The 25,262-nt window shown below is 33.6% G+C and carries 16 protein-coding genes and 3 pseudogenes; 13 read left to right on the top strand and 6 right to left on the bottom strand.

Going from position 1 to position 25,262, the window contains the following annotated elements; genetic code table 11:
* Positions 1-170 precede the first annotated feature (170 nt).
* The gene (locus AOB58_RS10035) at positions 171-716 is read right to left on the bottom strand and encodes a helix-turn-helix domain-containing protein (protein ID WP_021338874.1); all 546 of its coding nucleotides are present in this window, start codon (positions 714-716) and stop codon (positions 171-173) included.
* 84 nt (positions 717-800) lie between these two features.
* Here AOB58_RS10035 and AOB58_RS10040 point away from each other — a divergent pair, with 84 nt between their 5' ends.
* The 6 genes and pseudogenes from AOB58_RS10040 (at position 801) to AOB58_RS10065 (ending at position 9,708) form a co-directional block, all read left to right on the top strand.
* The gene (locus AOB58_RS10040) at positions 801-1,994 is read left to right on the top strand and encodes a CynX/NimT family MFS transporter (RefSeq protein ID WP_046466023.1); all 1,194 of its coding nucleotides are present in this window, start codon (positions 801-803) and stop codon (positions 1,992-1,994) included.
* Positions 1,995-2,226: 232 nt separating this feature from the next.
* Positions 2,227-3,710 (top strand): annotated as a pseudogene (gene cls, locus AOB58_RS10045) (cardiolipin synthase).
* 176 nt (positions 3,711-3,886) lie between these two features.
* Positions 3,887-5,272 carry a MocR-like transcriptional regulator GabR gene (gene gabR / locus AOB58_RS10050; RefSeq protein WP_021338872.1) on the top strand — a complete coding sequence of 462 codons (1,386 nt, stop codon included), beginning with the start codon at positions 3,887-3,889 and terminating at the stop codon, positions 5,270-5,272.
* Between the two features lie 107 nt (positions 5,273-5,379).
* Positions 5,380-6,695: pseudogene (gabT, locus tag AOB58_RS10055) on the top strand (4-aminobutyrate--2-oxoglutarate transaminase).
* An 85-nt stretch (positions 6,696-6,780) separates the two neighbouring features.
* Positions 6,781-8,160, top strand: coding sequence for an NAD-dependent succinate-semialdehyde dehydrogenase (locus AOB58_RS10060; RefSeq protein ID WP_046466021.1), 1,380 nt, complete (start codon positions 6,781-6,783; stop codon positions 8,158-8,160).
* 165 nt (positions 8,161-8,325) lie between these two features.
* A complete protein-coding gene (locus tag AOB58_RS10065) occupies positions 8,326-9,708 on the top strand; it encodes an APC family permease (RefSeq protein ID WP_002511608.1) in 1,383 nt (460 codons plus the stop codon).
* Between the two features lie 112 nt (positions 9,709-9,820).
* Here AOB58_RS10065 and AOB58_RS10070 read toward each other — a convergent pair.
* Positions 9,821-10,827: pseudogene (locus tag AOB58_RS10070) on the bottom strand (PTS transporter subunit IIC).
* Positions 10,828-11,023: 196 nt separating this feature from the next.
* Here AOB58_RS10070 and AOB58_RS10075 point away from each other — a divergent pair.
* Entirely contained in the window at positions 11,024-11,587 is a 564-nt protein-coding gene (locus AOB58_RS10075; RefSeq protein ID WP_002506520.1) for a DUF488 domain-containing protein, read from the top strand.
* Positions 11,588-11,859: 272 nt separating this feature from the next.
* Here the strand turns inward: AOB58_RS10075 and AOB58_RS10080 are convergent, their stop codons facing one another.
* Positions 11,860-12,750, bottom strand: coding sequence for a fructose bisphosphate aldolase (locus tag AOB58_RS10080; protein ID WP_002511606.1), 891 nt, complete (start codon positions 12,748-12,750; stop codon positions 11,860-11,862).
* 127 nt (positions 12,751-12,877) lie between these two features.
* Positions 12,878-13,603 carry a class I SAM-dependent methyltransferase gene (locus AOB58_RS10085; RefSeq protein ID WP_064783385.1) on the bottom strand — a complete coding sequence of 242 codons (726 nt, stop codon included), beginning with the start codon at positions 13,601-13,603 and terminating at the stop codon, positions 12,878-12,880.
* A gap of 270 nt (positions 13,604-13,873) precedes the next feature.
* Between AOB58_RS10085 and AOB58_RS10090 the strand changes: the two genes are divergently transcribed.
* Both AOB58_RS10090 and AOB58_RS10095 read left to right on the top strand, forming a co-directional pair.
* Positions 13,874-15,007: an ABC transporter substrate-binding protein gene (locus AOB58_RS10090; protein ID WP_046466019.1), complete on the top strand. Its 1,134-nt coding sequence runs from the start codon at positions 13,874-13,876 to the stop codon at positions 15,005-15,007.
* A gap of 597 nt (positions 15,008-15,604) precedes the next feature.
* On the top strand, positions 15,605-17,227 hold the full coding sequence (locus AOB58_RS10095; protein WP_002506524.1) for a BCCT family transporter: 1,623 nt from the start codon (positions 15,605-15,607) through the stop codon (positions 17,225-17,227).
* Between the two features lie 256 nt (positions 17,228-17,483).
* Here the strand turns inward: AOB58_RS10095 and cudC are convergent, their stop codons facing one another.
* A complete protein-coding gene (gene cudC / locus AOB58_RS10100; RefSeq protein WP_002506525.1) occupies positions 17,484-18,035 on the bottom strand; it encodes a choline uptake/conversion transcriptional regulator CudC in 552 nt (183 codons plus the stop codon).
* A 202-nt stretch (positions 18,036-18,237) separates the two neighbouring features.
* Here cudC and betB point away from each other — a divergent pair, with 202 nt between their 5' ends.
* From betB to AOB58_RS10120, 4 genes are all read left to right on the top strand, one after another.
* The gene (betB, locus tag AOB58_RS10105; protein WP_002506526.1) at positions 18,238-19,731 is read left to right on the top strand and encodes a betaine-aldehyde dehydrogenase; all 1,494 of its coding nucleotides are present in this window, start codon (positions 18,238-18,240) and stop codon (positions 19,729-19,731) included.
* A gap of 59 nt (positions 19,732-19,790) precedes the next feature.
* A complete protein-coding gene (betA, locus tag AOB58_RS10110) occupies positions 19,791-21,473 on the top strand; it encodes a choline dehydrogenase (protein WP_002506527.1) in 1,683 nt (560 codons plus the stop codon).
* Positions 21,474-21,722: 249 nt separating this feature from the next.
* Complete coding sequence (locus AOB58_RS10115; protein ID WP_002506528.1) at positions 21,723-22,046, top strand: DMT family transporter; 324 nt, start codon at positions 21,723-21,725, stop codon at positions 22,044-22,046.
* 225 nt (positions 22,047-22,271) lie between these two features.
* On the top strand, positions 22,272-22,847 hold the full coding sequence (locus AOB58_RS10120; RefSeq protein ID WP_046466018.1) for a GNAT family N-acetyltransferase: 576 nt from the start codon (positions 22,272-22,274) through the stop codon (positions 22,845-22,847).
* A 67-nt stretch (positions 22,848-22,914) separates the two neighbouring features.
* Here AOB58_RS10120 and AOB58_RS13370 read toward each other — a convergent pair whose 3' ends face one another.
* Positions 22,915-25,077, bottom strand: a complete 2,163-nt coding sequence (locus AOB58_RS13370) for a bifunctional glycosyltransferase/CDP-glycerol:glycerophosphate glycerophosphotransferase (RefSeq protein ID WP_082920403.1) — start codon at positions 25,075-25,077, stop codon at positions 22,915-22,917.
* Positions 25,078-25,262: the final 185 nt, after the last annotated feature.

Genomic DNA, 25,262 nt, shown 5'->3' on the forward strand with positions numbered 1-25,262 from the left:
TATGTGTCAAATATACACGACACTATAAGCTATTTTAGCTTATGAAAGATTCATGACGAAATGCCTAAGGAATCAACAAGACTCTAAAATATCTTGAATACAAAATGAGCCATTAGATTTCTGTTAGGAGACTAATGGCTCATAATATTATGAGGATTAAATTGAATGTTCTATTGATAATGAATCGTTGCGGTAAATACAACAGGTTCATCAGTTAGATTAAAGTAACGATGAGGCACGTCACTATTGAAGCGGAAAGCTTGATTACTATTGATCGTATACATTGTTGTATCGACTGCTATTTTTAACTGGCCTTTGTTAACAATAATATATTCTTCAGACCCAGTATGATGAGGTTCAGAAAGCATCTTGCCTCCTGCTTGTATCTCCATTTTAAACATTTCAAATTTTTTATTATCGTCGTAAGGAAAATAAGGATAAATCGCTATTTGTTCATCAATGATAGGGATGATATCTGATTCATCAATAAAGTCTACGCTATCATTATTCATCGCTGTTAATTGAGACAATGATAAATGTAATCCATTTGCGATTTTCCATAACGTTGTAATCGTTGGATTAGAAGTGCCTTTTTCAATTTGGCTCAGCATGTTTTTACTCACACCTGTTGCTATTGCAACTTTATCTAAACTGAGGTTGTGTTTTTTTCGGTAGTCAGATAAATTTCTGGCTACTATATTCTGAATATTATACAAGTGAATCCTCCTATTTACAATATAACGTACATATCGTACCATATATTGTGTTGTTTTAAAATAAAGCGAGCAAGGCGGTACAATATGGAAAAGTATAGAAAAATAAAACCATTTAATTGGTTATTGTTTATAGGAATCTTATTGATAGGCGCTAACTTAAGAGCACCGATCACCTCAATTGGTGTTGCGTTACCTGACATTAAGACAGATTTAGCGATGTCTAATAGTGCAGTCAGTGTTATAACAGTTGTGCCATTATTGGCATTCTCTGTGATTTCATTATTTGCTGCTCGAACAAGTAATAAAATGGGATTAGAAAAAACAATTTTCTTAGCACTTTGTTTAATCTTTATTGGTGTTCTTGTCAGATCAATTACGGACATTTCATGGTTATACATAGGAACAGTGCTAATAGGTATCGGTATCGGATTTGGTAATGTACTAGCACCAGCAATGATTAAGGCGAAATTTCCACTACATATCGGTATTATGACGGGATATTATACCGTTGTGATGAATGTGTTTGGTGGCTTATCCTCATATGGGACAGCGCCCTTAGTAAAGGCATTTAATTATAATATCGCTATAAGTGTTATAGGAATTATCACACTTATAACAATTATTATATGGTCATTTCAATTAAAAGGAACACAAGAAACCGCCACAGCTTTACCTCGGAAAAGTGTGAATGTGTGGAAATCTCCATTAGCATGGCAAATTACGATACTTATGGGAGGACAATCACTTATATTTTATTCGTTGATTAATTGGCTGCCTGCTTATTTATCTCATAGTGGTATGACTATTAATGAGGCAGGCGCATATTTATCTATTATGCAGATTGCTATTATTCCATTTACCTTCATTACACCTATATTTGCGACTAAAATGAAATCGCAATTCTTCTTAACCTTTATTACAGGTATATGTTTTATTGTGGGTGTGACAATTATGCTAATTGCGCCAAATCTAGCAATCATTTCTACTATCTTAATCGGCGTTGCGGGTGGTCTTGCGTTTGGCTTAGTGAATACGTTCTTTAGTTTAAGAACGGAACATATTCAAACATCAGCAAAGCTTTCAGGAATGGCTCAAGCAGTAGGTTATCTTGTTGCAGCAGTAGGTCCGTTATTATTTGGTATCTTGCATGATATGACAGGTAAATGGACCGCTTCACTAAGTATTTTATTAATTACTGCGATTGTTATAACGTTATTTGGCTCACAAGCGGGACGTAAACGTACTATAGAACAATCAAGCACAATCAAAACAAAATAAATAGTTTGAAAATAAGCTGTCATATATTTTTATAAATTAAATGAAATGTATTTAAAATGGTAAAAATACTCACAATAGAATATAATTGAAATGATTATATCGATTGAAATATTATTCATTGAACGTTATTATTTATGACATTCAATTTATATGTGAATAAAATGGAAGTTTTGATGCAATATTTAATTTTTAAATAACAGATTTCATAAAAGAGAAGTAGTGAGGTGATTTTATGCAATTGATGTTTGATACAGGTATAAGTCCGATATATAGAATCGTGTTAGCTTTCTTTTTTCTAATGAACATCGTGCTCGCTTTACTTATTGTATTTTTAGATAGGGATAGAAGAGATGCGACCTCAACTTGGGCATGGTTATTCTTATTATTCGTTATGCCGATTTTAGGTTTTATTGTGTATATATTCTTCGGACGTGCAGTTAGAAAAAACGTGAACGCGGATTTGAGCATAATCAAATTGAAGATGGGTTGAAAAGGTTACGGTCACAACTTCAAGATGATACAAACAAAATTAGTGATTCAAAAAATCCTATTGTAAGAAAACATGCTGATATTGCTAATACGTTATTAACGAAAGAACAATCTTTTTTAAGTAATAACAATAATATCGATATTTACACAGATGGTCATGATTTGTATGATCAAATGAAGCAAGATTTACGCAATGCTAAGCGCTATATTCATATGGAATATTACGTTTTAAAATTAGACGGCTTAGGTAGTGAAATTATTGAAATATTAGAAGAAAAAGCTGCAGAAGGTCTAGAGGTTAAACTACTCTATGATGCCGTAGGTTCTAAATCGGTACATAATTCTAATTTTAAAAAGTTTCAGTCAGAGGGCGGACAAGTCGAGGCATTTTTCAAATCTAAAATACCTTTTATAAACTTTAGAGTAAATAACCGAAATCACCGTAAAATTGTAATTATTGATGGACTGACAGGTTATGTAGGTGGTTTTAATATAGGTGACGAATATTTAGGTTTAGACGAGAAGTTTGGCTATTGGAGAGATACACACTTAAGAGTGAGAGGCGACGGTGTCGATGCACTACAATTGAGTTTCATACATGATTGGAACTCGCAAGCTAAACGTGAACAGCTAGAATATAATAAAAGATATTTCCCGAACAATGCCTATCAAGGTGGCAACGTGTCTATGCAACTGGCTGCCAGTGCACCAAGTGATAATTGGCATCAAATTGAATTTGGATATATGAAGATGATTATGAATGCTAAAAAGTCCATCTATATGCACAGTCCTTATTTTATTCCGGATAAAGGGTTTATTAATGCCCTGCGTATTGCTGCGAAATCTGGTGTCGATGTTCGTTTGATTATACCGTGTAAACCTGATCATATATTTGTATATTGGGCGACAATTACAAGCGTAGCTCAGCTGATTAAAGACGGTGTGAAAGTCTACACATATGAGAATGGATTTATCCATTCTAAAATGATTATGATTGATGATGAAGTATCAAGCGTGGGTACTGCAAATATGGATGTTCGTAGTTTTGAATTAAACTTTGAAATTAATGCATTTATGTATGACACGCAAATCGCGGAACAATTAAAAGAAGCATTCTTTGAAGACCTTAAAGTTTCAAAAGAACTCACAGAAGAACGTTACGAACAGCGTTCACATTGGATTAAGTTTAAACAATCTATTGCTAAATTAGCATCTCCAATTTTATAATATTTGATTCTAATGTCTGATAATTCTTGACGTGAAATCAATACCAACAGCGATAGTTAACCTCATGGTGGCTACCGTTGTTTTTTAAATCAAAATAGAAAAAACAATTTTATTAGTATAGTAGACTTAACCATGTGTATCATAAACAAATTGTAATATAGCGAAGGGGTGTAGTTATGCAACAAGACACAGAAAAATATATCTATAGACAGTTATATAACCGCTTAAAAGATGATATACTCGCATTCAAATATGAAAGTCATGAAAAAATCCCTTCAAAAAGAGATATGGCAAAGCATCTTAATGTGAGTGTGAACAGTGTGAAATCAGCTTACGAACAGCTATTAGCTGAAGGTTACATTTATACAAAGGAACGAAAAGGTTATTTTATAGAACCGTTAGATAAATTAATCGTCGATCCTGACGCACAAATTTCATTAGAGGGCCACGAACATACAACTCGAACTACATTTGATTACTCTTTTTCCCATATGAGTACAGATATATCAGAATTTCCAGTCGACACATGGGCAAAGTTAACAAAGCGTGTATTTCAAGATTATGATTATTATTTGTCGACTATTCCACACGTTAAGGGCCCAATAGAACTAAGACAATCTATTGCAAAACTTGTGTCATATCAAAGAGGGATACAATGTCATCCTGAACAAATCGTTATAGGATCAGGAACGAATACTTTATTGATGCAGTTAATTCAATTATTGGAAAGAAACGTAACGATTGCTGTAGAAAATCCTGGTTATTCACGTTTTAGAACATTACTAAATCAAACGAATACATCAACCACAGCAATAGAATTAGATCATAAAGGTATATCTATAGATCAGCTCAAACAAGTGCAACCTAATGCTGTTATTGTAACACCATCTCACCAGTTTCCTATGGGCACCATTATGCCTGTCTCAAGACGAATCGATTTATTAAACTGGGCAAGCCAAACACATAGCTATGTTATAGAAGATGACTACGATAGTGAGTTTAAGTATGAAACAGACAATATACCGTCATTGTTTAGTTTTGATAAAAATGACAGCGTGATTTACTTGGGTACTTTTTCCAAAACATTAATGCCAGGTTTACGTATGAGTTATATGATTTTACCATCAAAATTGATTAAGCAGTTTGAATTACAAAATGATAATATGATACCAGATTTTTCTATGTTAAATGCATTAACACTCAATTTAATGATTAAAGAAGGTCATTACGAAAAATATATAAAAAAAATGCATCAACTATATGGAAAAAGAAGGTCTCTATTAATCGAACATTTAGAAAATGTTTTTAAAGATGACATTCAAATAAAAGATACACGCGCAGGTTTACACTTCATCATAGAAGTAGTTTCTCCTTATACATATACAGAAATTGAAACACGCGCAAAAGCACAAAAATTAGAACTTTATACTATTAAACGCTTTTCTGTAAAAACATTTCAAAAGAATGAGGCGGTTAAAATTTTAATTATTGGCTTCTCAAAAATTGAACAATCACAGATACCTGAAGCTGTAAAGCGTTTGAAACAAGTGCTTTCTGAATAAACTGGTACCATTAGTTTGCTTAAACTGGGTCTTTACATAATACCAATAATGACTTAAATTTTTAGACAACCATAAATCTTTTTTAATAAGCATGAGGAGGTTTTTTAATGTCAGGTCAATTTGAGCATTTTAAAGAAAAAGAGAAAAGTATGTAGCACGTGGTGTTGGTAATGGAAATTTGCATGTTGCAGATAAAGCGCAAGGAGCAACAATTACTGACGTAGATGGTCATACATTTATTGATTTTGCTGGTGCTATTGGTACGCTTAATGTCGGTCATACGCACCCAGAAATTACCAAACATTTAAAAGAAAAGCTAGATAAATTCATTCATCCCGGCTTTAATGTCATGATGTATGAAAGTTACCTTAACCTAGCACAGAAATTAACAGAGATTACGCCAGGTGAATTTGCTAAAAAAGCTATTTTACTAAACTCTGGTGCTGAAGCAGTAGAAAATGCAGTGAAAATTGCTCGGAAATATACAGGTAGACAAGCCGTTGTATCATTTGTACGTGGTTTTCATGGTCGTACAAATTTAACAATGTCTATGACAAGCAAAGTGAAACCTTATAAATATGGATTCGGTCCATTTGCACCTGAAGTTTATCAAGCACCATATCCTAATATTTCTGAAAAATCTGAAGAATTAACGGAAGATGCATATGTAGATCAAGTGATTCATAAATTACATGACTTCTTCATTGAAACTGTAGATCCAAGTGACGTTGCATGTATTGTAATGGAACCCGTACAAGGTGAAGGTGGATTTATTATTCCTGATCAAAAGTTTGTTGATACAGTAAAACAAATTTGTGAAGATAATGGTATCGTTTTTGTAGTAGATGAAATACAAACGGGTTTTGCTAGAACAGGTAGAACCTTTGCAATTGAACATTTTGGTATTGAACCAGACTTAATCACAGTTTCTAAATCACTTGCTGCGGGATTTCCTTTAAGTGGTGTAGTAGGTAAAGCAGAAATCATTGATAGTGCAGCGCCAGGAGAATTAGGAGGTACGTATGCAGGTAATCCATTAGCTTGTGAAGCTGCGTTAAAAGTAATTGATATTATAGAGCAAGAGCAATTAAATGATAAAGCAGAACAGCTTGGCCATGATATTGAAGTATATTTGCAAGAACTCAGTCAGTCACACAAGCATATCGCACAGATTCGTCGTCTAGGGGCTATGGTAGCTTTTGAAGTTGTAGATGCTGAAACAGGTTTACCTGATAAAGCAATGACAGGTAAAATCACACAAACAGCAAATGACAAAGGCTTATTGTTATTATCTGCAGGAATTAAAGGCAATGTTATACGCTTCTTACCTCCATTAGTAATAACTGATGAAGAACTTAACCGAGGCTTAAACATTTTAACGCATGTATTTGATGAAGTGACTTCAAATTATAGCGTTTCTTAAAAAATGAAGTTCATTTTCAAAATATTAAAAGGTATAAGTTAATGATAGACATAGAGTATAAAACGTTTTTTAAGGAGTGAAGGATATGGAACAGTTAGAAGTATATAATCCAGCAACGAATGAAGTAGTTGAACGTTTAGATTACACGACGCATGAGGAGATTGATGCACAGATAAACCGTGCTCATCAAGCTTTTCAAGAATGGAAAGTTGTAGATGCACATGAACGTGCTAGTAAATTAAACCAATGGGCTACACTTATAGATGAACACCAAGATGAACTTGCACGTCTGATTACCCTTGAAGGTGGTAAACCTTTAGCTGAAGCTCAAGGGGAAGTAGCTTATGCGAATTCTTATGTGAAATGGTATGCAGAAGAAGCGAAACGTGTCTATGGACGTACAATTCCGGCCCATACACCTTCTAAGAAAATGGTTATAGATAAATTTCCAGTTGGTGTGGTTGGAGCAATTACACCTTGGAATTTTCCAGCAGCAATGATTACGCGTAAAATGGCACCAGCTTTAGCAGCAGGATGTACAATCATTTGTAAGCCAGCAGTGAAGACACCTTTAACTACAATCAAATTAGTAGAACTTGCACATGAAGCGGGTATTCCGAAAGATGCGATATCTTATATTATTGCATCAGGTAAAGATGCGGGTGATATATTTACTGGACATGGCCAAATTAATAAAATAACGTTTACTGGATCGACAGCCGTTGGTAAAACATTAATTGAACAATCAGCACAAACAGTTAAAAATGTAACGATGGAACTTGGAGGTCTTGCACCGTTTATTGTACATAATGATGTAGATATTGAAGCAGCCGTTGATGGGACGATTGCTTCTAAGTTCAGAAATGCTGGACAAACATGCATATGTGCAAACCGTATCTTTGTACATAAAGATATAGCGGAACAATATACAGCAAGACTAACTGAAAAAGTACATGCACTCACAGTAGGTGATGGTTTAGAGGAAGAAGTTAAAATAGGTCCTCTAATAGATCACAATGCTGTCGAGAAAGTGTTAACACATATTACGGATGCACAAGACAAAGGTGGCAAGTTATCTCGTAGTTTAGAAGAGATCCAAGCATTAGGTGGCAATTTCTTAAAACCAGTAGTAATTTCTAATGTAGATTTGAACATGAAAGTGATGCATGAAGAAACATTTGGACCTGTGGCACCAATCATGACCTATGATGATTTAGATGAAGTGATAGACATTGCAAATGATACTGAATTTGGGTTAGCTTCATATTTCTTCACAAATAATTATCGTACTGGATTGAAATTATTTAATGAATTAGAGTACGGCGTCATTGGATGGAACGACGGTGGCCCTTCTGCAGCACACGCACCTTTTGGTGGTTTGAAAGAAAGTGGTTATGGTCGAGAAGGCGGTACAGAAGGAATTGAACCATATTTAGAAACTAAATATCTATCAATAGAAACTTAGCAGATAATTTTGATTTTCAACAATTACAATATGAAATGATTTAAACGTAAACAAAGTGCGGAAATAAAGTGATTGCAAGGTTGGAAATATCGTAATTAATTAGATGTTATTTCAGCCTTAATATATCACTTTTTGAAATTTGATGAATGATATGGGGTATGTTCAATGAAATCAGAATTTAATAAATCAATGAGTATTGTTGATGTCTTGTTTCTTGCTATCGGCGCCATGCTTGGATGGGGATGGGTCGTATTATCAGGAGAATGGGTTTCAACAGCAGGTTTTGTAGGAAGTATTATTGCATTTTTAATAGGTGGATTTTTAGTTATTGTGATAGGACTTACATATGCAGAGTTAGCTGCAGCTATTCCTGAAACAGGAGGCGGATTTGTTTTTGTGAAAAAAGCATTTTCTCCGGGGATTGCTTTTATATCCGGCTGGTCGGTACTTTTTGGCTATGTCTCTGTAATAACATTCGAAGCGGTTGCTTTGCCAACTGTGATAGATTATGTAATTCCGTTTCAGCATCAAGGGTTATTGTGGAATATCGCAGGATGGGATGTTTATCTGACATGGGTACTCATCGGTTCTGTAGGAAGTATCATCTTAACGTCACTTAATTACTTCGGCGTTAAGCCAGCAGCGATTATACAAACAGTGTTTACAATATTTATCGTTGGAGTAGGATTACTACTTGTGTTTGGTGCAGGGTTTAATGGTAACTTTAATAATTTACAACCATTTGAAAATGGTGTTGGTGGTACAATGTCTGTCTTAATGATGATTCCTTTCTTATTTGTGGGATTTGACGTCATACCGCAAATAGCTGAAGAAGTAAAAGCACCAGCTAAAAAAATTGGTGGTATTTTAATTTTTTCTATTATTGCGTCAGTCATATTTTATTTATTGATTGTTTTTGGTGTATCCACAGGACTATCTCCACAAGCATTGACGACAAGTAGCTTAGCTACAGCTGATGCGATGGTCAATTTATTCGGTCATAGTGGTTTCGGTATCTTGCTAGTACTTGGTGGTGTCGCCGGTATTATTACGAGTTGGAATGCTTTCATTATTGGTGGTAGCAGAATATTATATGCCATGGCCAAAAATAAGATGATTCCTCAATGGTTTGCTTATATACATCCCAAGTTTAAAACACCTACACACGGTATTTTATTCTTAGGTGTACTTGCATTTGTTGCACCATTATTAGGTAGACCTGCACTTCAGTGGATTGTTAATGCAGGGGGTATAGGTGTTGTATTAGGTTATTTACTCGTGGCTATTTCATTCCTTAAGTTACGTAAAACACAGCCAGAGTTAGAACGCCCTTATCGTATTAAGAATGGTAAAGCAGTCGGTATAATTGCAATTGTATTAAGTGTGTTATTCTTAATCATATACTTGCCTGGCATGCCATCATCATTGGCTTGGCCATCAGAATGGTTGATTGTCTTAGTTTGGTATTTCATTGCATTTGTACTCTATTTTACACAAAAGAGAAATGTTGTGAGTAGTGAGCAAGTACCAATACAAGAAGATAGGTAATATTATTTTAATATAGGATAAATACAAAAAGCAGCCCGAATTTTATATTCGGGCTGCTTTTTGTGCACGCTTTTCCACATATGAGTCAGATTCAATTATCACTATTTAAAAATTAGTTAGCGATATGGATAAGTTGATCTCCAGGTTTAATCCATTGCTTATTTAAACATAGTTTATATAATGAAAAACTAATAGCTGCAGGTAAGAGGATGTGGAATACAAGGATTAACATCCAAACTTGTAGTGAGCCACCCATCGTATTAATAGTCATAATTTGACCGATGAGTCCACTTGTTCCCATACCGGCACCAGCAGCATTATTCGTCATAGGGAACAATGTTGTCATGATAGGTGCAACAATTGCACTCGCAAGTGTTGGAGGTAAGAGTATCATAGGGTGCTTAATAATATTTGGAACTTGTAACATGCTTGTACCAATTCCAACGGATAATATACCGCCCCAGCCATTGTCTTTAAAGCCATTGACTGCAAATCCAACCATTTGAGCTGCGCAACCAATTGTCGCCGCTCCGGCAGCTAATCCACTTAAATCAAGCATAAGTGCAAGTGCAGCACTAGAAATAGGCGCCGTTAAAGCTAAACCGAAGATGACAGCTACGAGAATCCCCATTATGAATGGTTGTTGCTCAGTAGCAGCGTTGATGATTTTGCCTAAGCCAGTCATAAATTGATTGAGCGCTGGACCAAAGCTTTTTGCAATGAAACCACCAATAATAATTGTTAGTAAGGGCGTTATAATAATATCGATTTTTGTTTTTCCTGCATATAATCTACTCAGTTCAACTACGATTAAAGTAGCAATATATGCCCCACAGGACCACCTTCAAAAGTGGTATACCCCAATGTTCCTACAATGACACAAGAAAAAACAACGAGTGGTTTTGCACCTAATCCATATGCAATTGCAACACCTATCGCTGCACCTGTCACAGACATGGCAACCTTACCTATTTCAGTTAAAAATGTTAAGTCTAATTGAGGTAGTAATGTTTGACTACCTATTGTATCCAAAATTAACCCGATAATTAACGATCCGAATAATCCTAAAGCCATAAAACTGAGTGCTTCTATGACCCACCTATGTAAATAATTCTTCATTTTTGTCCCCCTTAATCTTTAAATAAAGTTATTTTATAAATTAAATTTAGTATATAGATATTTTTCAATGATGGCTAGTATATTTTAAGAATTAGTTTATAGTCAATATATCGCAAAATTAAATAGTTGAGATTATAAAAATTTAATTAGGTTATATAGTATAAATACAAGATTTTTCAACGGTTAGGGGATTAGAATGTCGGAAATATATACGATAGGTCACGCGAATCATTCGGAACAGCAATTTATAGATATGCTTCAACAATTTAATATAGAGGTCATTGTGGATGTACGTGCGTATAGAGGGAGTAAACGCAATCCTCAATTTAATGAAGAGAATATGAGAAAATGGCTCACTGAAGCAAACATTGAATATCAATATAATACGTTGTTAGGTGGTAGAAGAAAAGCCTCTGAAAGTGTAGGTAGAACAATAAATGAAGCATGGAATAATGAGTCTTTCCATAATTACGCTGATTATACTTTGACGAAAGATTTTCAAGAAGGAATCAATGCATTAGAAGTGTTAGGGGATTCAAAACGTGTAGCATACATGTGTTCAGAACCTCATCCAGCGCGATGTCATAGATTAATTGTGAGTAATTGGCTAACTGCTCACAAATGGTCTGTACATCATATTATGCTTGATAACGAACAACAAATTATTCAGCAACAGCATGAATTAGGACAATGGGGTGCTTTGCCGATTATAGAAGATGATGGATACATTGTTTATCCTGAAATTGATGAAGGTAATTAGGATGTTATTGCTGATTACATACCATAGGAACTTCATGAACTTATAATCTCAAATCACCTCACATTCTAGTAGGACGCATACAAAAAATATGTGTTTTAGGTGTTTGTTGTTACGAAAAAAGTACCTCTATGTACAAATAAAAAAACCTAATCATGAAAAAAGCAGTTTTCTACATTTTGAGTAGAAAACTGCTTTTATTAGTTTACTGAGGTATTCAAATCTCAAGCGCTCTGATTTTCCTGGGAAATAAATAATGTGTAGGAATTATTTATTTAGGCTTTATTGACTGAAGCGTCATAAATAGATTCGATTGTTTCACCTAAGATTTTATCAAATTCTTCATCTGATTGATTTACATTTAAATCATTAATAAGTGCACGTGAGAAGCTAGCAATTAAATCTTTGTTTTGTTTAAGGACTTCGTTTGCATGTTCTCTACTGTATCCACCTGATAGTGCAACAACACGTACAACATTAGCATGGTCAATAAGTGTTTGGTATTGGTTAGCTTTTGTAGGGATAGATAGTTTTAACATCACAAGTTGATCATCGTTTAATTTGTTTAGTTCTTCTAAGATTGAGTCAGCTAAATATGCTTCAATTTCTGCTTTATTTTCAGCATTAATATTAACTTCTGGTTCAATGATTGGAACTAATCCAGCAGAGATAATTTGTTTAGCAACATCAAATTGTTGTTTTACCACTAAATCAATACCATCTTTGTTTAGTTCTAAAATATTAGAACGCATTTTCGTACCAAAAATTTTGTGTTCATTGGCACGACTTAATAAAGCATCTAAATCTGGCATAGGTTTCATTAATTGAACGCCATCTTTTTGTTCGTCTAAACCTTTATCAACTTTTAAGAAGGGAACAACGCCTTTATCTGCTAAGTAATCTCCAGTATGTTTACCGTCTACTTCGCGATCCATCGTTTGTTCGAAAAGAATTGCACCAATAATTTTATCAGCACTGAATGAAGGTGATGATACAATACGTGTACGCATGTCATGAACGAGTTTGAACATTTCATCTTCGCTATCGTATTGATCTTCAGTAACGCCGTAATCTTTAAGCGCTTTTGGTGTACTACCACCACTTTGATCTAATGCAGCAATGAAACCTTTACCATTTTTCACTTTATCAAATTGTTCTTTATTCATTCTTACCACTCCTTTTACTGTATTCTCTTTTAGTATGATAAAAATTGAAGCATAACGCAAGTTCAAGGCACTTAAGATACTAAAATATAATAAATATTCTATCTAATATAAAAAAATGTACATTAAACTAGGTCATAGGTTTAGAGACTGATATTAAAAATATAGGTGTTGGATTATAAAAAGCATCTTGTTCTTTATATACTCGAGCATAAACACCAGTATCAAGATGAATGTTTTGATATCCTAACTGTTTTAAGATGTTTATGTCATATCGTGGTCTTGATTGATGATTAATAGGTATGCTTTGTTTGATGATTTCGCTTTCCTGCAACATCTCATCTCCCAGTGTGTTATGTGCGTGATCTGTTGAGATATCCCCGTAATTAATAAAGGAATCTTTGCCATAGTTACCATCTATATTAATAAGATGACCATTTGGTTTTAACACACGTAACCACTCTTTGTAAGTAGCTTGTGTGTTAGGCATTAACCATGTCACATTTCGAGCGATAACGACATCAAAAGTTTCATTTTTATAATTTAGATGTTCTGCATCCATGACTTTAAATTGTATATTTTGATTTAATTGTTGTGCATTCTGTTTTGCAGATTGAATCATATCAGGAGCAAGATCAATACCTGATACTTCAGCGCCTTGTTGTGCACATATGATTGCTAGAAAACCAGCACCTGTACCTATGTCTAAGACTTTTAAACCATCTCTTAATCGAGTAATTGCTTCTATCTCTTTCAACCAAGCTGTTGCATGACTACTTTCTAATTCGGCCTGTTTATCTTTACTAAAAGACTCGGCACGTTTATCCCAATAATTTACAATTTGTTTTTTATCCATTTTCAAACCCTCTTTATTCAAGACTTTATTATTCCTTCTATATTATAGAATACTTTCAATTAAAAGTAAGATAATTAAAATACATATTGAAATTGATTATCATTATCATTAGAATGGTTTATATATAGATAAATATGCATAAATATAGACTTTAAATGCTATTGGAAGTATTTAATCAATTTTTATGGATGCATATAGGTCTAGTACTTATAAATTACACTAGGCTATTTTGACTTAGTTTAGAAAATAGATATGAACAGGAGATCAGCAATGAATAGAAAATATAGTATCCTATCTGGGATTGTATTATCAGCTACATTACTTACTGCATGCAGTTCAAACAATACAGCGAGTAATTCAGAAGATAAAGAATTAACGAAAGAGGAAAAACTTGTTACCGATCAAACAAACCGTGAAGTGAAGATTAAAAAAGATCCGGATAGTATTGTAGTAGGGGGCATACTGCCATATTTTTCTGCTTGGTTTGTAGGGACGAATTCTACTAAAGAAATAAAAGGATTACATCCAAATGCCTACAATGCTGCAGAAAATTCAATGCTAGCTAAAATATCTCCTGATATTAAAAAAACATCTACTGAATTTGTTAAAAACGGTGATATAAATATAGAAGAATTATCTAAAATCAATCCAGATGTCTACTTTGAACTTGCATCTGAAAAGAAAACCTTAGATAAAGTTGCAGAAAGTGGTATACCTACAATTGGTCTTGATACTGTAAATGATGAAGATGATGATCCATTGACTACATTTAACAGTTGGTTAGAAATAACTTCAGAAATCAAAGGTGGTAAAACAAGTGAGAGAACTGATAATTTTATGCAAGAGGGTGAAAAATCTCAAAAAATGATTGATGAAAGCTTAAAAGACACAAAAAAATCAAAGAAACCCAAAGTTTTATTTCTACATCAGCACTCAGATAATTCTATCGTTGTAGCTGGATCAAATTTCCATAGTGAAAAATGGATTAAAGCAACTGGCGGAGTTGATATAGTTGGAGAAGATGGCGTAGAAGGACAAAAAGAAGTCAATATGGAACAAATTTATAAATGGAATCCGGATAAAATCTATATTACTAATTTCACTGAAACACAACCAGAAGATTTGATTGAAAATAAAACGGATGGTCAAGATTGGAGCCAAGTGAAGGCAGTGAAAGACAAAGAAGTTTATAAGGTACCTTTAGGTATTTATCGTTGGTTCCCACCAAATGGCGATGCTCCATTAATGTTGAAATGGATGGCACAACATAACCATCCTGATAAATTTAAATATAATATGAAAGATGAGATTAAATCATATTATCAAAAATTTTACGATTATGAATTATCGGACAAAGATGTAGAGTTAATTTTACATCCATCATCTGATGCTGCAAAATATTAATATTCGATAACAATAATTGGTATATAGGAAGATGAAATTAAAATTAAAAAAATAGATTATGAGTGTCGACAAAGTCTCGGATTTTGTCGACACTTTTTTGTACGCGATTCACTATACCTTTTTAGTTTTGAATGCCATTAATTTAAACTCGAAGTCATTTTAATATGACGTAATTTAAAGACATTTATATTTATAATTATTTTATGCTTTTCACTAATATTAACAAAAACCAAGCAATGTAAAAATTAAACGATTTTTTTGTGAAAAATCACCAAATACATAAATAAAATAAAAAAATAAAATAGAATATATATTCATATTATGTGTATAAAAATACAGTTAGTTAAGTTTGTAAGATTCATTAATTTCGTTAAGTTTAAACTTAACACTGTGATTGTAGCAATTTTCATATTCAAATTAATTGGTGTTTTTATATAATTATTCATCTTTTACAAATAACTCGTTTGAATGTAATTTGCATTATTATTTAAAATTCGTTAGGCTCATGTTTGTGAATAATTAAATAGTTCTTGCTAATTCATTAAATTTATTAGCGGTAATTTTACATACAAATTTACTATGAGGGGTGTTCAACAATTGAAAAAGAATAAAGTAATGGATTGGACGACCTTTATAGGGTCTTCCGTAATTTTATTAATTGCAGTAATTCCTATGATGGTTTTTCCAAAGGCCAGTCAAGATATTATTACGAAAATGAATGAAGCTGTGGTAAGTACAATTGGTTCAGTATATTTATTTATTGGATTGGCAATTTTAATATTTGTTTTGTACATTGCATTTGGAAAATATGGAAATGTGACATTAGGTAAATCTACAGATAAACCTGAATTCAATAATTTTAGTTGGGCAGCAATGCTGTTCTGTGCTGGTATTGCTTCAGATATTTTATATTGGGGCGTTATTGAATGGGCCTTTTACTATCAAGACCCGCCACACGGTGGTAAAGGAATGACGGATAGTGCTTTAAACTACGCTACAATGTATGGCATGTTCCACTGGGGTCCTATCGCTTGGGCAACATTCGTACTGCCAGCGTTATGTATTGGTTATCTTATATTCGTGAAGAAAAAACCAGTGTTTAAAATCAGCCAAACGTTACGACCTATCTTAAAAAGTCAGACAGATGGTTTTATTGGACAAGTTACTGATATTATATTTATCTTCGGTTTACTTGGAGGCGCTGCAACATCACTCGCACTTGGCGTACCGATGATTACAGCAGGTATAGAAAGATTAACCGGTTTAGACGGAGATAGTATGGTCATGCGTGGTGCGATTCTATTTATCATAACTGCACTTTTTGCATACAGTTCTTATTCTGGATTGAAAAAAGGTATAAAAGTATTAAGTGACGGGAACGTTATTTTGTCATTTGTTTTACTCGGATTTGTACTGATTGTTGGTCCAACTGTGTTTATTATGGAAACAACAATAACAGGTATGGGTAATATGGTAAAAAACTTCTTCCAAATGGCGACATGGATAGAACCATTCGGAGGTATCGGTGGACGTAAGGAAACGAACTTCCCACAAGATTGGACAATATTCTATTGGTCATGGTGGATTGTATATGCACCGTTTATAGGGTTGTTTATTGCTCGAATTTCTAAAGGGCGAACTATGAAAGAAGTCGTTCTAGGTACGATTATATACGGTACTTTAGGCTGTATGTTGTTCTTTGGTATTTTCGGTAACTATGCAGTTTACTTACAAATAACTGGAGCGTTTGATGTTGTTCAGAATTTAAACACACATGGTACAGAAGCAACTATAATTGAAGTGTTGCATCAATTACCATTCCCTAATTTAGTTATTATTTTATTCTTGATTTCTGCGGTACTGTTCTTAGCAACGACTTTTGATTCTGGATCTTATATTTTAGCAGCAGCATCTCAGAAAAAAGTGGTTGGAGAACCTTTAAAAGCAAACCGTTTATATTGGGCATTCGCATTATGTTTATTACCATTTGCATTAATGCTAGTTGGTGGTGAGCGATCATTGGAAGTGTTAAAAACAGCTTCCTTACTTGCTAGTGTGCCAGTACTCATTGTCTTCGTCATGATGATGATTTCCTTCTTACGGACATTAAATGAGGATCGACTCAAACTTGAGCGTCGTGCGGATAAATATAAAGAAGTAGAAAGACGCTCACTGAGAATTACACAAGTGAGAGAAAAGAAAAATGACGACAACTTATAGATAAAAACATATAAAAAAGCAGTGGAGTATCTATGACATTAGATTGCTTCACTGCTTTTTTGGTAGTGGAGATGGAAATGTATTGTGACGTATCAGGAATTTTAAATACGTATTTCACACTGATTTTTCAATGAATATATTGAACTTAATAATGAAGATGTATCTGAAAATAAAAAATGACAGCTAGATTTCTAAGAAAGAATCTAACTGCCATTTTTATAGTTGTAAAACTTCTCTTGAAGGATTGAAATAAGTGTTATTTCTTATTTTCGGGAATTGGGAAGTATTTAAATATTTCTCCACTTTCGATTGCTTGGCCTAAATTATCTAACCAATCATAGTAGGGTAATGTATCGATTAATTGTGCTTTGACTTCGCTAGCTTCTGTCTTAGTCGCTGCATCAGCATTTTTGTCGTTGATGACCTTATCAAGTATAGCTACTGAATCATAAACAGCCTCAGAGTTAATTACAATTTCTCTTTTCCATTTGCGGGTAAAGAAGTTACTAAAGAAATTGAAAAAGTCTTTTTCAGCAATGAAATGTTGTTTTCTACTGCCGCGTGTAAACTGTTGTTTGACAAGATCGAATTCTTGGAGCCTTTTTACTCCAGCACTCATGCTAGGTTTGCTCATTTGTAGTTGTTCACGCATTTCATCTAATGTCATGCTGTCTTCAAAGAGCATAGTACCAAATAAATTACCTACACTTCTGTTAATCCCGTATAAGTCCATCGTTTCACCAATTGCATTGATAACGATGTCTTTTGCTTCATCCAATTGCTTATCAGGGTTGTTTGAATGTACCACGATGTACACCTCCGATAATTTTTTATACGAATTTAAGATATTGATGATTAAGTAATGCAAAATAATTACATTTTTATAATTATACAAATCCCTAATCAGCTTATAACTAAACTCGTTTGACACCCTTTCAATTACTATGCTAACATAAAGCTTGTAAAATTCGTTAAATAAAAATTTAACAAACTTAACGGAGGTAATTTTCATGGAACTTTTAAATCAATTATCTCGTCGTCAATATATTGATGGTGAGTGGGTAAATAGCTCGAACGAAGAAACAAGAAAAATTATTAATCCATATAACCAAGAAGTCATTTTTGAAGTCGCAGAAGGTACTTCGGAAGATAGTGAACGTGCCATTTTAGCTGCGAGAAATGCATTTGAAGGTAGCGAATGGTCTCAAGAAACAAGTGAATCTAGAGGCAAAAAAGTTGGCGCAATTGCTGACTTAATCGTTGAACACCGTGAAGAATTAGCAAGACTTGAAACATTAGATACAGGTAAAACATTAGAAGAATCTTATGCGGACATGGACGACATTGCGAATGTATTTAATTATTTTGCTGGTTTAGCAGATAAAGATGGTGGCGAAATAATAGATTCACCAATCCCTAATACTGAAAGTAAAGTGATAAAAGAACCAGTAGGCGTTGTCACACAAATCACACCTTGGAACTATCCTTTACTACAAGCTTCATGGAAGATTGCTCCAGCATTAGTTACAGGCTGTACGCTTGTTATGAAGCCGAGTGAAATCACACCGCTAACAACAATTCGTGTATTTGAATTGATGGCGGAAGTGGGGTTCCCTAAAGGTGTAATTAACTTAGTCTTAGGTAAAGGTTCAGAAGTAGGAGAGCCGTTATCATCGCATAAAGAAGTAGACTTAGTATCTTTCACAGGTGGTATTCAAACAGGAAAACATATTATGAAACAAGCTGCTAATCACGTAACGAATGTTGCATTAGAGCTTGGTGGTAAAAATCCTAATATTATTTTCGATGATGCTGATTTTGATCTTGCAGTCGATCAAGCTTTGAATGGTGGGTTTTTCCATGCAGGACAAGTATGTTCTGCTGGGGCAAGAATCTTAGTACACAACGATATCAAAGATAAATTTGAAGCAGCATTAATTGAAAGAATTAAAAATATTAAATTAGGTGATGGATTTAATCCAGAAACCGAAATGGGTCCAGTTATTTCAGCTGAGCACAGAGAAAAAATCGAAAAATATATGGAAGTTGCAAAATCGGAAAACGCAACAATTGCGATTGGCGGTAAAAGACCAGAACGTGAAGACTTACAAGATGGTTTCTTTTTTGAACCAACTGTCATTACAGATTGTGATACTTCAATGCGTATTGTACAAGAAGAAGTGTTTGGTCCAGTTGTAACAATTGAAGGCTTTTCAACAGAAGCAGAAGCAATCGAACTAGCAAATGATTCAATTTATGGTTTAGCAGGTGGCGTATTCACTTCAGATATCGGTAAAGCTGAACGTGTTGTTAATAAATTGAAAATGGGTACGGTTTGGATTAATGACTTCCATCCATACTTTGCACAAGCACCATGGGGCGGTTATAAACAATCAGGCATTGGTAGAGAACTTGGTAAAGAAGGTTTAGCAGAATATCAAGTTGAGAAACATATTCTACGTAATACGAACCCAGAGCCAGTAAATTGGTTTGGTAAACAATAGGTAATTTACACACAAATACAAAATATTAATAATTAAAAATTTAGGAGGTTTTATCAAAAATGAAAAAATCGTATGATTATATCATTATTGGTGGTGGCAGTGCCGGTTCGGTACTTGGTGGCCGTTTAAGTGAAGATGCATCTAAAGATGTACTTGTATTAGAAGCTGGACGTAGTGACTATTCTTGGGATTTATTAATTCAAATGCCAGCAGCATTAATGTATCCAGCAGGGAATAAACTATATGACTGGATTTATGAAACAAATGCAGAACCACATATGGGTGGACGTAAAGTTGGACATGCGCGTGGTAAAGTATTAGGTGGTTCAAGTTCCATTAACGGTATGATTTACCAACGTGGTAACCCAATGGATTATGAAAAATGGGCACAACCAAAAGGCATGGAATCATGGGATTATGCGCATTGTTTACCATACTTTAAACGTTTGGAAACAACATTTGGTTCTACTAAAGATGATCAGTATCGTGGTCACCACGGTCCAATTAAATTAAGACGTGGACCTGCTAAAAACCCGTTATTCCAAGCGTTTTTCAATGCTGGTGTTGACGCTGGTTATAATAAAACACCAGACGTTAATGGTTTCCGTCAAGAAGGATTTGGTCCTTTTGATAGCCAAGTGCATAACGGTAGACGTGTTTCAGCATCAAGAGCTTACTTACATCCAGCTATGAAACGTAAAAACTTAGATGTTCAAACACGTGCGTTTGTAACTAAATTAAATTTTGAAGGTAATAAAGTAACTGGTGTAACATTCAAGAAGAATGGTAAAGAACATACAGTGAATGCGAAAGAAGTTATTTTATCTGGTGGCGCAATTAACTCTCCACAATTATTACAATTATCTGGTATTGGTGATACAGAACACCTACGTTCAGTTGGTGTTGAACCTCGTCTACATTTACCAGGTGTTGGGGAAAACTTTGAAGACCATTTAGAAGTATACGTGCAACATGCATGTAAACAACCCGTTTCAATGCAACCTAGCCTTAACAAATTGAAAATGCCATTCATTGGCTTACAATGGATTTTAGGTCGTAAAGGTGCAGCAGCATCTAACCACTTCGAAGGTGGCGGATTTGTACGTTCAAATGATGATGTAGATTATCCAAACTTAATGTTCCACTTCTTGCCAATCGCGGTAAGATACGATGGTACGAAAGCACCACATGCTCATGGTTACCAAGTACACGTAGGACCAATGTATTCTAACTCTCGTGGTTACTTGAAGATTAAGTCTAAAGATCCATTTGAAAAACCAGATTTCGTATTTAATTACTTATCTACAGAAGAAGATAAACGTGAATGGGTTGAAGCAATCAAAGTAGCTAGAAACATCTTGTCTCAAAAATCATTAGATCCATTTAATGGTGGAGAAATTTCTCCAGGACCTGAAGTACAAACAGATGAAGAAATCATTGAATGGGTAAAACGTGACGGCGAAACTGCATTACACCCATCATGTAGCTGTAGAATGGGACCAGCATCAGACGAAATGTCAGTTGTTGATCCTGAAACATTCAAAGTACATGGTATGGAAAACTTACGTGTTGTAGATGCATCTGTAATGCCACGTACTACAAACGGAAATATCCACTCACCTGTATTAATGATGGCAGAAAAAGCATCAGACATTATCCGTGGTAAAAAACCTATGGAACCAGAATATATCGATTTCTATCGTCATGGTGTACATGACAAAGATGCAGGAACAGTAAAATAAAAGAAATGAACAAATATATAATTTGAAATAACAACTGGTGAAGTCATAAATTCAATGATTTTCACCAGTTTCTTATTATTTGTAGGTGTTAAAGTGATACTATTTTAGAGTTGGAAATGGCAAAGTGAACAATTGCTACAATAGTAAAAAAGACTTTGATATTGATTAAATAGAAGTAGAGCGATTGTTAAAAAGGTTAATATAAAAACGATTAACTTTCCAAGTGCTTCGATTTAGGAAAGGAGTATTATGGCTTATTTATATTTAGTGATTGCTATTATTACTGAAGTAACAGGAACCGTTTCACTCAAGGCTTCTGAAGGCTTTAGTAAATTATACCCAAGTTTATCAGCAACTGTCTCATTTATTATTTGCTTTTATTTTTTTAGTTTAGCTATGAAATATCTACCATTAGGCTTAAGTTATGCCACTTGGGCTGGTTTGGGATTAATATTGAGTACAGTACTCGCAGTTGTTTTATTTAATGAAAATCTAAATCTCACAGGTATTATAGCAATCGTGTTTATACTCATAGGTATTGTATTGTTGAATACGATAGGTGTTTCAAAATAAGGAAGTATAGATTTGAATAACATCCTAGATAAGTATAGATATTTTCACTGTCACCAAAAATGTATGATTTTTTGGTTGGCAGTTTTTTTATGTTTTTCATAAATTTATAATGTGCATAATATATAAATTTTTATTTGAAGTTGTAATATGTGTTTTTATGATGGGAATAAGGCTATTATAAATATAAGTTGATATAACAAATTTAAAGATGTGGGGTGTGGCAGGATGGAAAATATTAAAGTACAAATGATGAGAACCCAGTTAGACGACATACCACAGTATGATGTGCCTAAAGGTTTTGTCATTAGGAAATTCTGTAAAGGCGATGAAAAATTATGGGCTTATATAGAAACGCTAGCAGGTGAGTTTACAACTGAGGAAATGGCATTAGAGAGGTTTAATAAAGAATTTGGGAATCATGTAACAGAGATGGAACAACGTTGTATCTTCATTGAAAATGAACAGCGAGAAGTTGTGGGTACGACAACTGCGTGGTATGGCTATTTAGGTGATGATACTCAAATGATGGGGAGGATTCATTGGGTGGGTATTATACCACCATATCAAGGAAAAAAGTTATCTAAACCATTACTTAGTGCAGCCATGAATATTTTAGCGTTATATCATGATAAAGCTTATTTAACTTCACAAACGATTAGTTATAAAGCCATCAATATGTATCTTGAGTTTGGTTTTAAACCTGTACAATTAGATGATAATTATCACAAAGCTTGGCAGTTATTAGCTCAAAAATTAAATGAAAATAGGGGCGGAAATAAGCAATCAAAATTTGAAATTTGATTGCTTATTTCCGCCCCACAAGGCTAATTTAAAATGGAATACAAGAGCTGAAACATTTATCTAAGAACTACTTGTCTTGTCGACCAGTAATTAAATCAGAAATTGCTTTAGACGATTTACCATCTTCTAATGAACAAAAATCATTATAGAAAGTGTCGATTTTATCTTTGTAATCTACTTTTACTTGGTCTAAATTTTTCAAATCATCAGCTAATTTATAAGCATCTTGATAAATTGGACCTGGTAAATCTTTATGATAATCAAGATAGAAACCACGTAAATCTTGACCATATTTATCTAAATCATAAGCGAAAAAGAATTGCGGTCTTTTTAGTACGCCGTAATCAAACATGACTGATGAATAATCCGTGATTAAACAATCTGAAATTAAGTATAATTCAGAGATGTCACTGTAATTTGAAACATCAATTGCAAACTCTTCATAACCCCTTAAATCAAGAGCATTAGAAATTAAGTAATGCATTCTTAATAAAATTACATATTCATCACCTAATTGCTCATGTAAGTTATCTAAGTCAATTTTCAAATCAAACAAGTATTTACCTTTTTTAACAAATTCGTCATCTCTCCATGTAGGAGCATACATAATTACTTTCTTATCTTCGGGTAAATTTAAATTTTCTTTGATTTCTTGAAGATATGCTTCGTCTTGTGAGCGATTAACTAAAACGTCATTTCTAGGATAACCAATTTCGAGAATTTGTTCTGGACTCATCCAGAACGCTGTTTCAAATATTTTTGATGAATAAGCATTTGGTGAAACGAGATAATCCCAACGATTTGTTTCTTCTCTGAAATTGCGTTTATAACGATCTGTTGTTGTTCCAGGCATACGAATGACCTTCATATCGTTTGCTAAGCGTTTTAATGGTGTACCATGCCAAGTTTGGATATAGACTTGGTTAGGTTTTTTATTTAGAAACAGTGGGAGCCTAGCATTTGATACCCAGTATTTTGCTCTAGAATAAGCATCGTAGTATGCTTTAGAATTCTTTCTAACTTTTTTTGCAGGCCCTGGTATTTGTACGCTGTTAGGATTTTTTAATACCCATATAAATTCATAATTTGGATGATGTTTCATCATATATTCATAAACATATTTAGGACTATCGCTGTAATTTTTACCACCAAAAGCTTCAAATACGATTGTTTTTGGATTTACTTTATCTTCAGAATCAGTTAATTGATAAAGCGCACGATGTTTATTTTTTCTACGTAAAACAACATTTTTAGCTAATCTAGCTTTATTTCTAAACTGATTAATTTTAAATGCTGATTTTCTCTTATTAAACATAAGCATGAGCGCTTCTGCGATAAATAAAGGTTTTTCATTTTTGAAAATTGTAGGAAATAGTTTTCTCGTTACGCTTGGTAATAACTCACTATTTTGTTCGTATCTTTCAGGTGTTTTTCTTAATGAAGGTTCAAACGAATATTTAAATAAACTTTTCATTTTATTTTTTATGAAACGCTTGTTTTCCTTTAAAGGCGCACGTTGAATAGAATCTGAAAAACTATAAACATAATCATTGAAGACAATACCGAAATCTTGCTTAGATAATCTTGGTTTTAAGAATGGGTCGTAAACTTCGCCTTTGATATAAAATGGGAAGCGACTCACACGTACAAAACCATTTGAATATTTTATAAAATCTAATATGAATGACCAGTCAATAAAGACATCTAATCCTTCATTGAACTGTAGATTATGCCCACGTGCGATAGCGGTTTTAAAGACAATATTACACGCTGAATTTTTGCGTAAAAATTGATTTGATTTAGTTTTTGTATCTAAATATTCCACACGCACTAAGTCTTGGTCTATATATTGTGGTATATCCAGTGTAAATGAATGTATTGGTGAAATAAGTGCATCAAATTGATTTATTTTTTTCATATAAAATGCAAGTGCATAAGAAGCTAAATAATCATCTGAATCAATGAATATAAAATATGGTGCATCTACTTCTTGCATGGCAATATTTCTTGCATGTGCATGACCTGTATTTTGTTGTAAATCAATTTCTTTTATTGGTATATCCCAATTTGCAATACTTTGTGTTGCAATTGTTTTTGAATTATCAGTTGAACCATCATTAACTAAAATTAACTCGAAATCTTGAAATCTTTGTTTTTTAAGACTAGTTAAACAACTTTCTATATAGTCTTCTGAGTTGTAATAAGTCACTATGACAGATATGGACTTCATTATTTATTCCCTCTTTTTTTAAAATTTTCTCTTTATATTTTGATATAAGGTAGAATATATCGAACTTTTTATAATATTTTCGGCTATTGATTATAGCTTTGTAAGTTATTTAAATGCTCTATTAAGAAACAATGGTAATCAATCATCAGATGATCTGTTGATTGTAAAGCATCCATTGTATCATG

Origin of the sequence: Staphylococcus sp. AntiMn-1 (assembly GCF_001663395.1) — a bacterium.
Classification (GTDB): domain Bacteria; phylum Bacillota; class Bacilli; order Staphylococcales; family Staphylococcaceae; genus Staphylococcus; species Staphylococcus equorum.

Bases quoted from the DNA above. Each gene is read 5' to 3' on its own strand.
- AOB58_RS10065 (WP_002511608.1), top strand. From the start codon at position 8,326: ATGAAATCAGAATTTAATAAATCAATGAGTATTGTTGATGTCTTGTTT.
- AOB58_RS10040 (WP_046466023.1), top strand. From the start codon at position 801: ATGGAAAAGTATAGAAAAATAAAACCATTTAATTGGTTATTGTTTATA.
- gabR (WP_021338872.1), top strand. From the start codon at position 3,887: ATGCAACAAGACACAGAAAAATATATCTATAGACAGTTATATAACCGC.
- AOB58_RS10080 (WP_002511606.1), bottom strand. From the start codon at position 12,750: ATGAATAAAGAACAATTTGATAAAGTGAAAAATGGTAAAGGTTTCATT.
- AOB58_RS10115 (WP_002506528.1), top strand. From the start codon at position 21,723: ATGGCTTATTTATATTTAGTGATTGCTATTATTACTGAAGTAACAGGA.
- AOB58_RS10085 (WP_064783385.1), bottom strand. From the start codon at position 13,603: ATGGATAAAAAACAAATTGTAAATTATTGGGATAAACGTGCCGAGTCT.
- AOB58_RS10075 (WP_002506520.1), top strand. From the start codon at position 11,024: ATGTCGGAAATATATACGATAGGTCACGCGAATCATTCGGAACAGCAA.
- betA (WP_002506527.1), top strand. From the start codon at position 19,791: ATGAAAAAATCGTATGATTATATCATTATTGGTGGTGGCAGTGCCGGT.
- AOB58_RS13370 (WP_082920403.1), bottom strand. From the start codon at position 25,077: ATGAAGTCCATATCTGTCATAGTGACTTATTACAACTCAGAAGACTAT.
- AOB58_RS10090 (WP_046466019.1), top strand. From the start codon at position 13,874: ATGAATAGAAAATATAGTATCCTATCTGGGATTGTATTATCAGCTACA.
- AOB58_RS10120 (WP_046466018.1), top strand. From the start codon at position 22,272: ATGGAAAATATTAAAGTACAAATGATGAGAACCCAGTTAGACGACATA.
- betB (WP_002506526.1), top strand. From the start codon at position 18,238: ATGGAACTTTTAAATCAATTATCTCGTCGTCAATATATTGATGGTGAG.
- AOB58_RS10060 (WP_046466021.1), top strand. From the start codon at position 6,781: ATGGAACAGTTAGAAGTATATAATCCAGCAACGAATGAAGTAGTTGAA.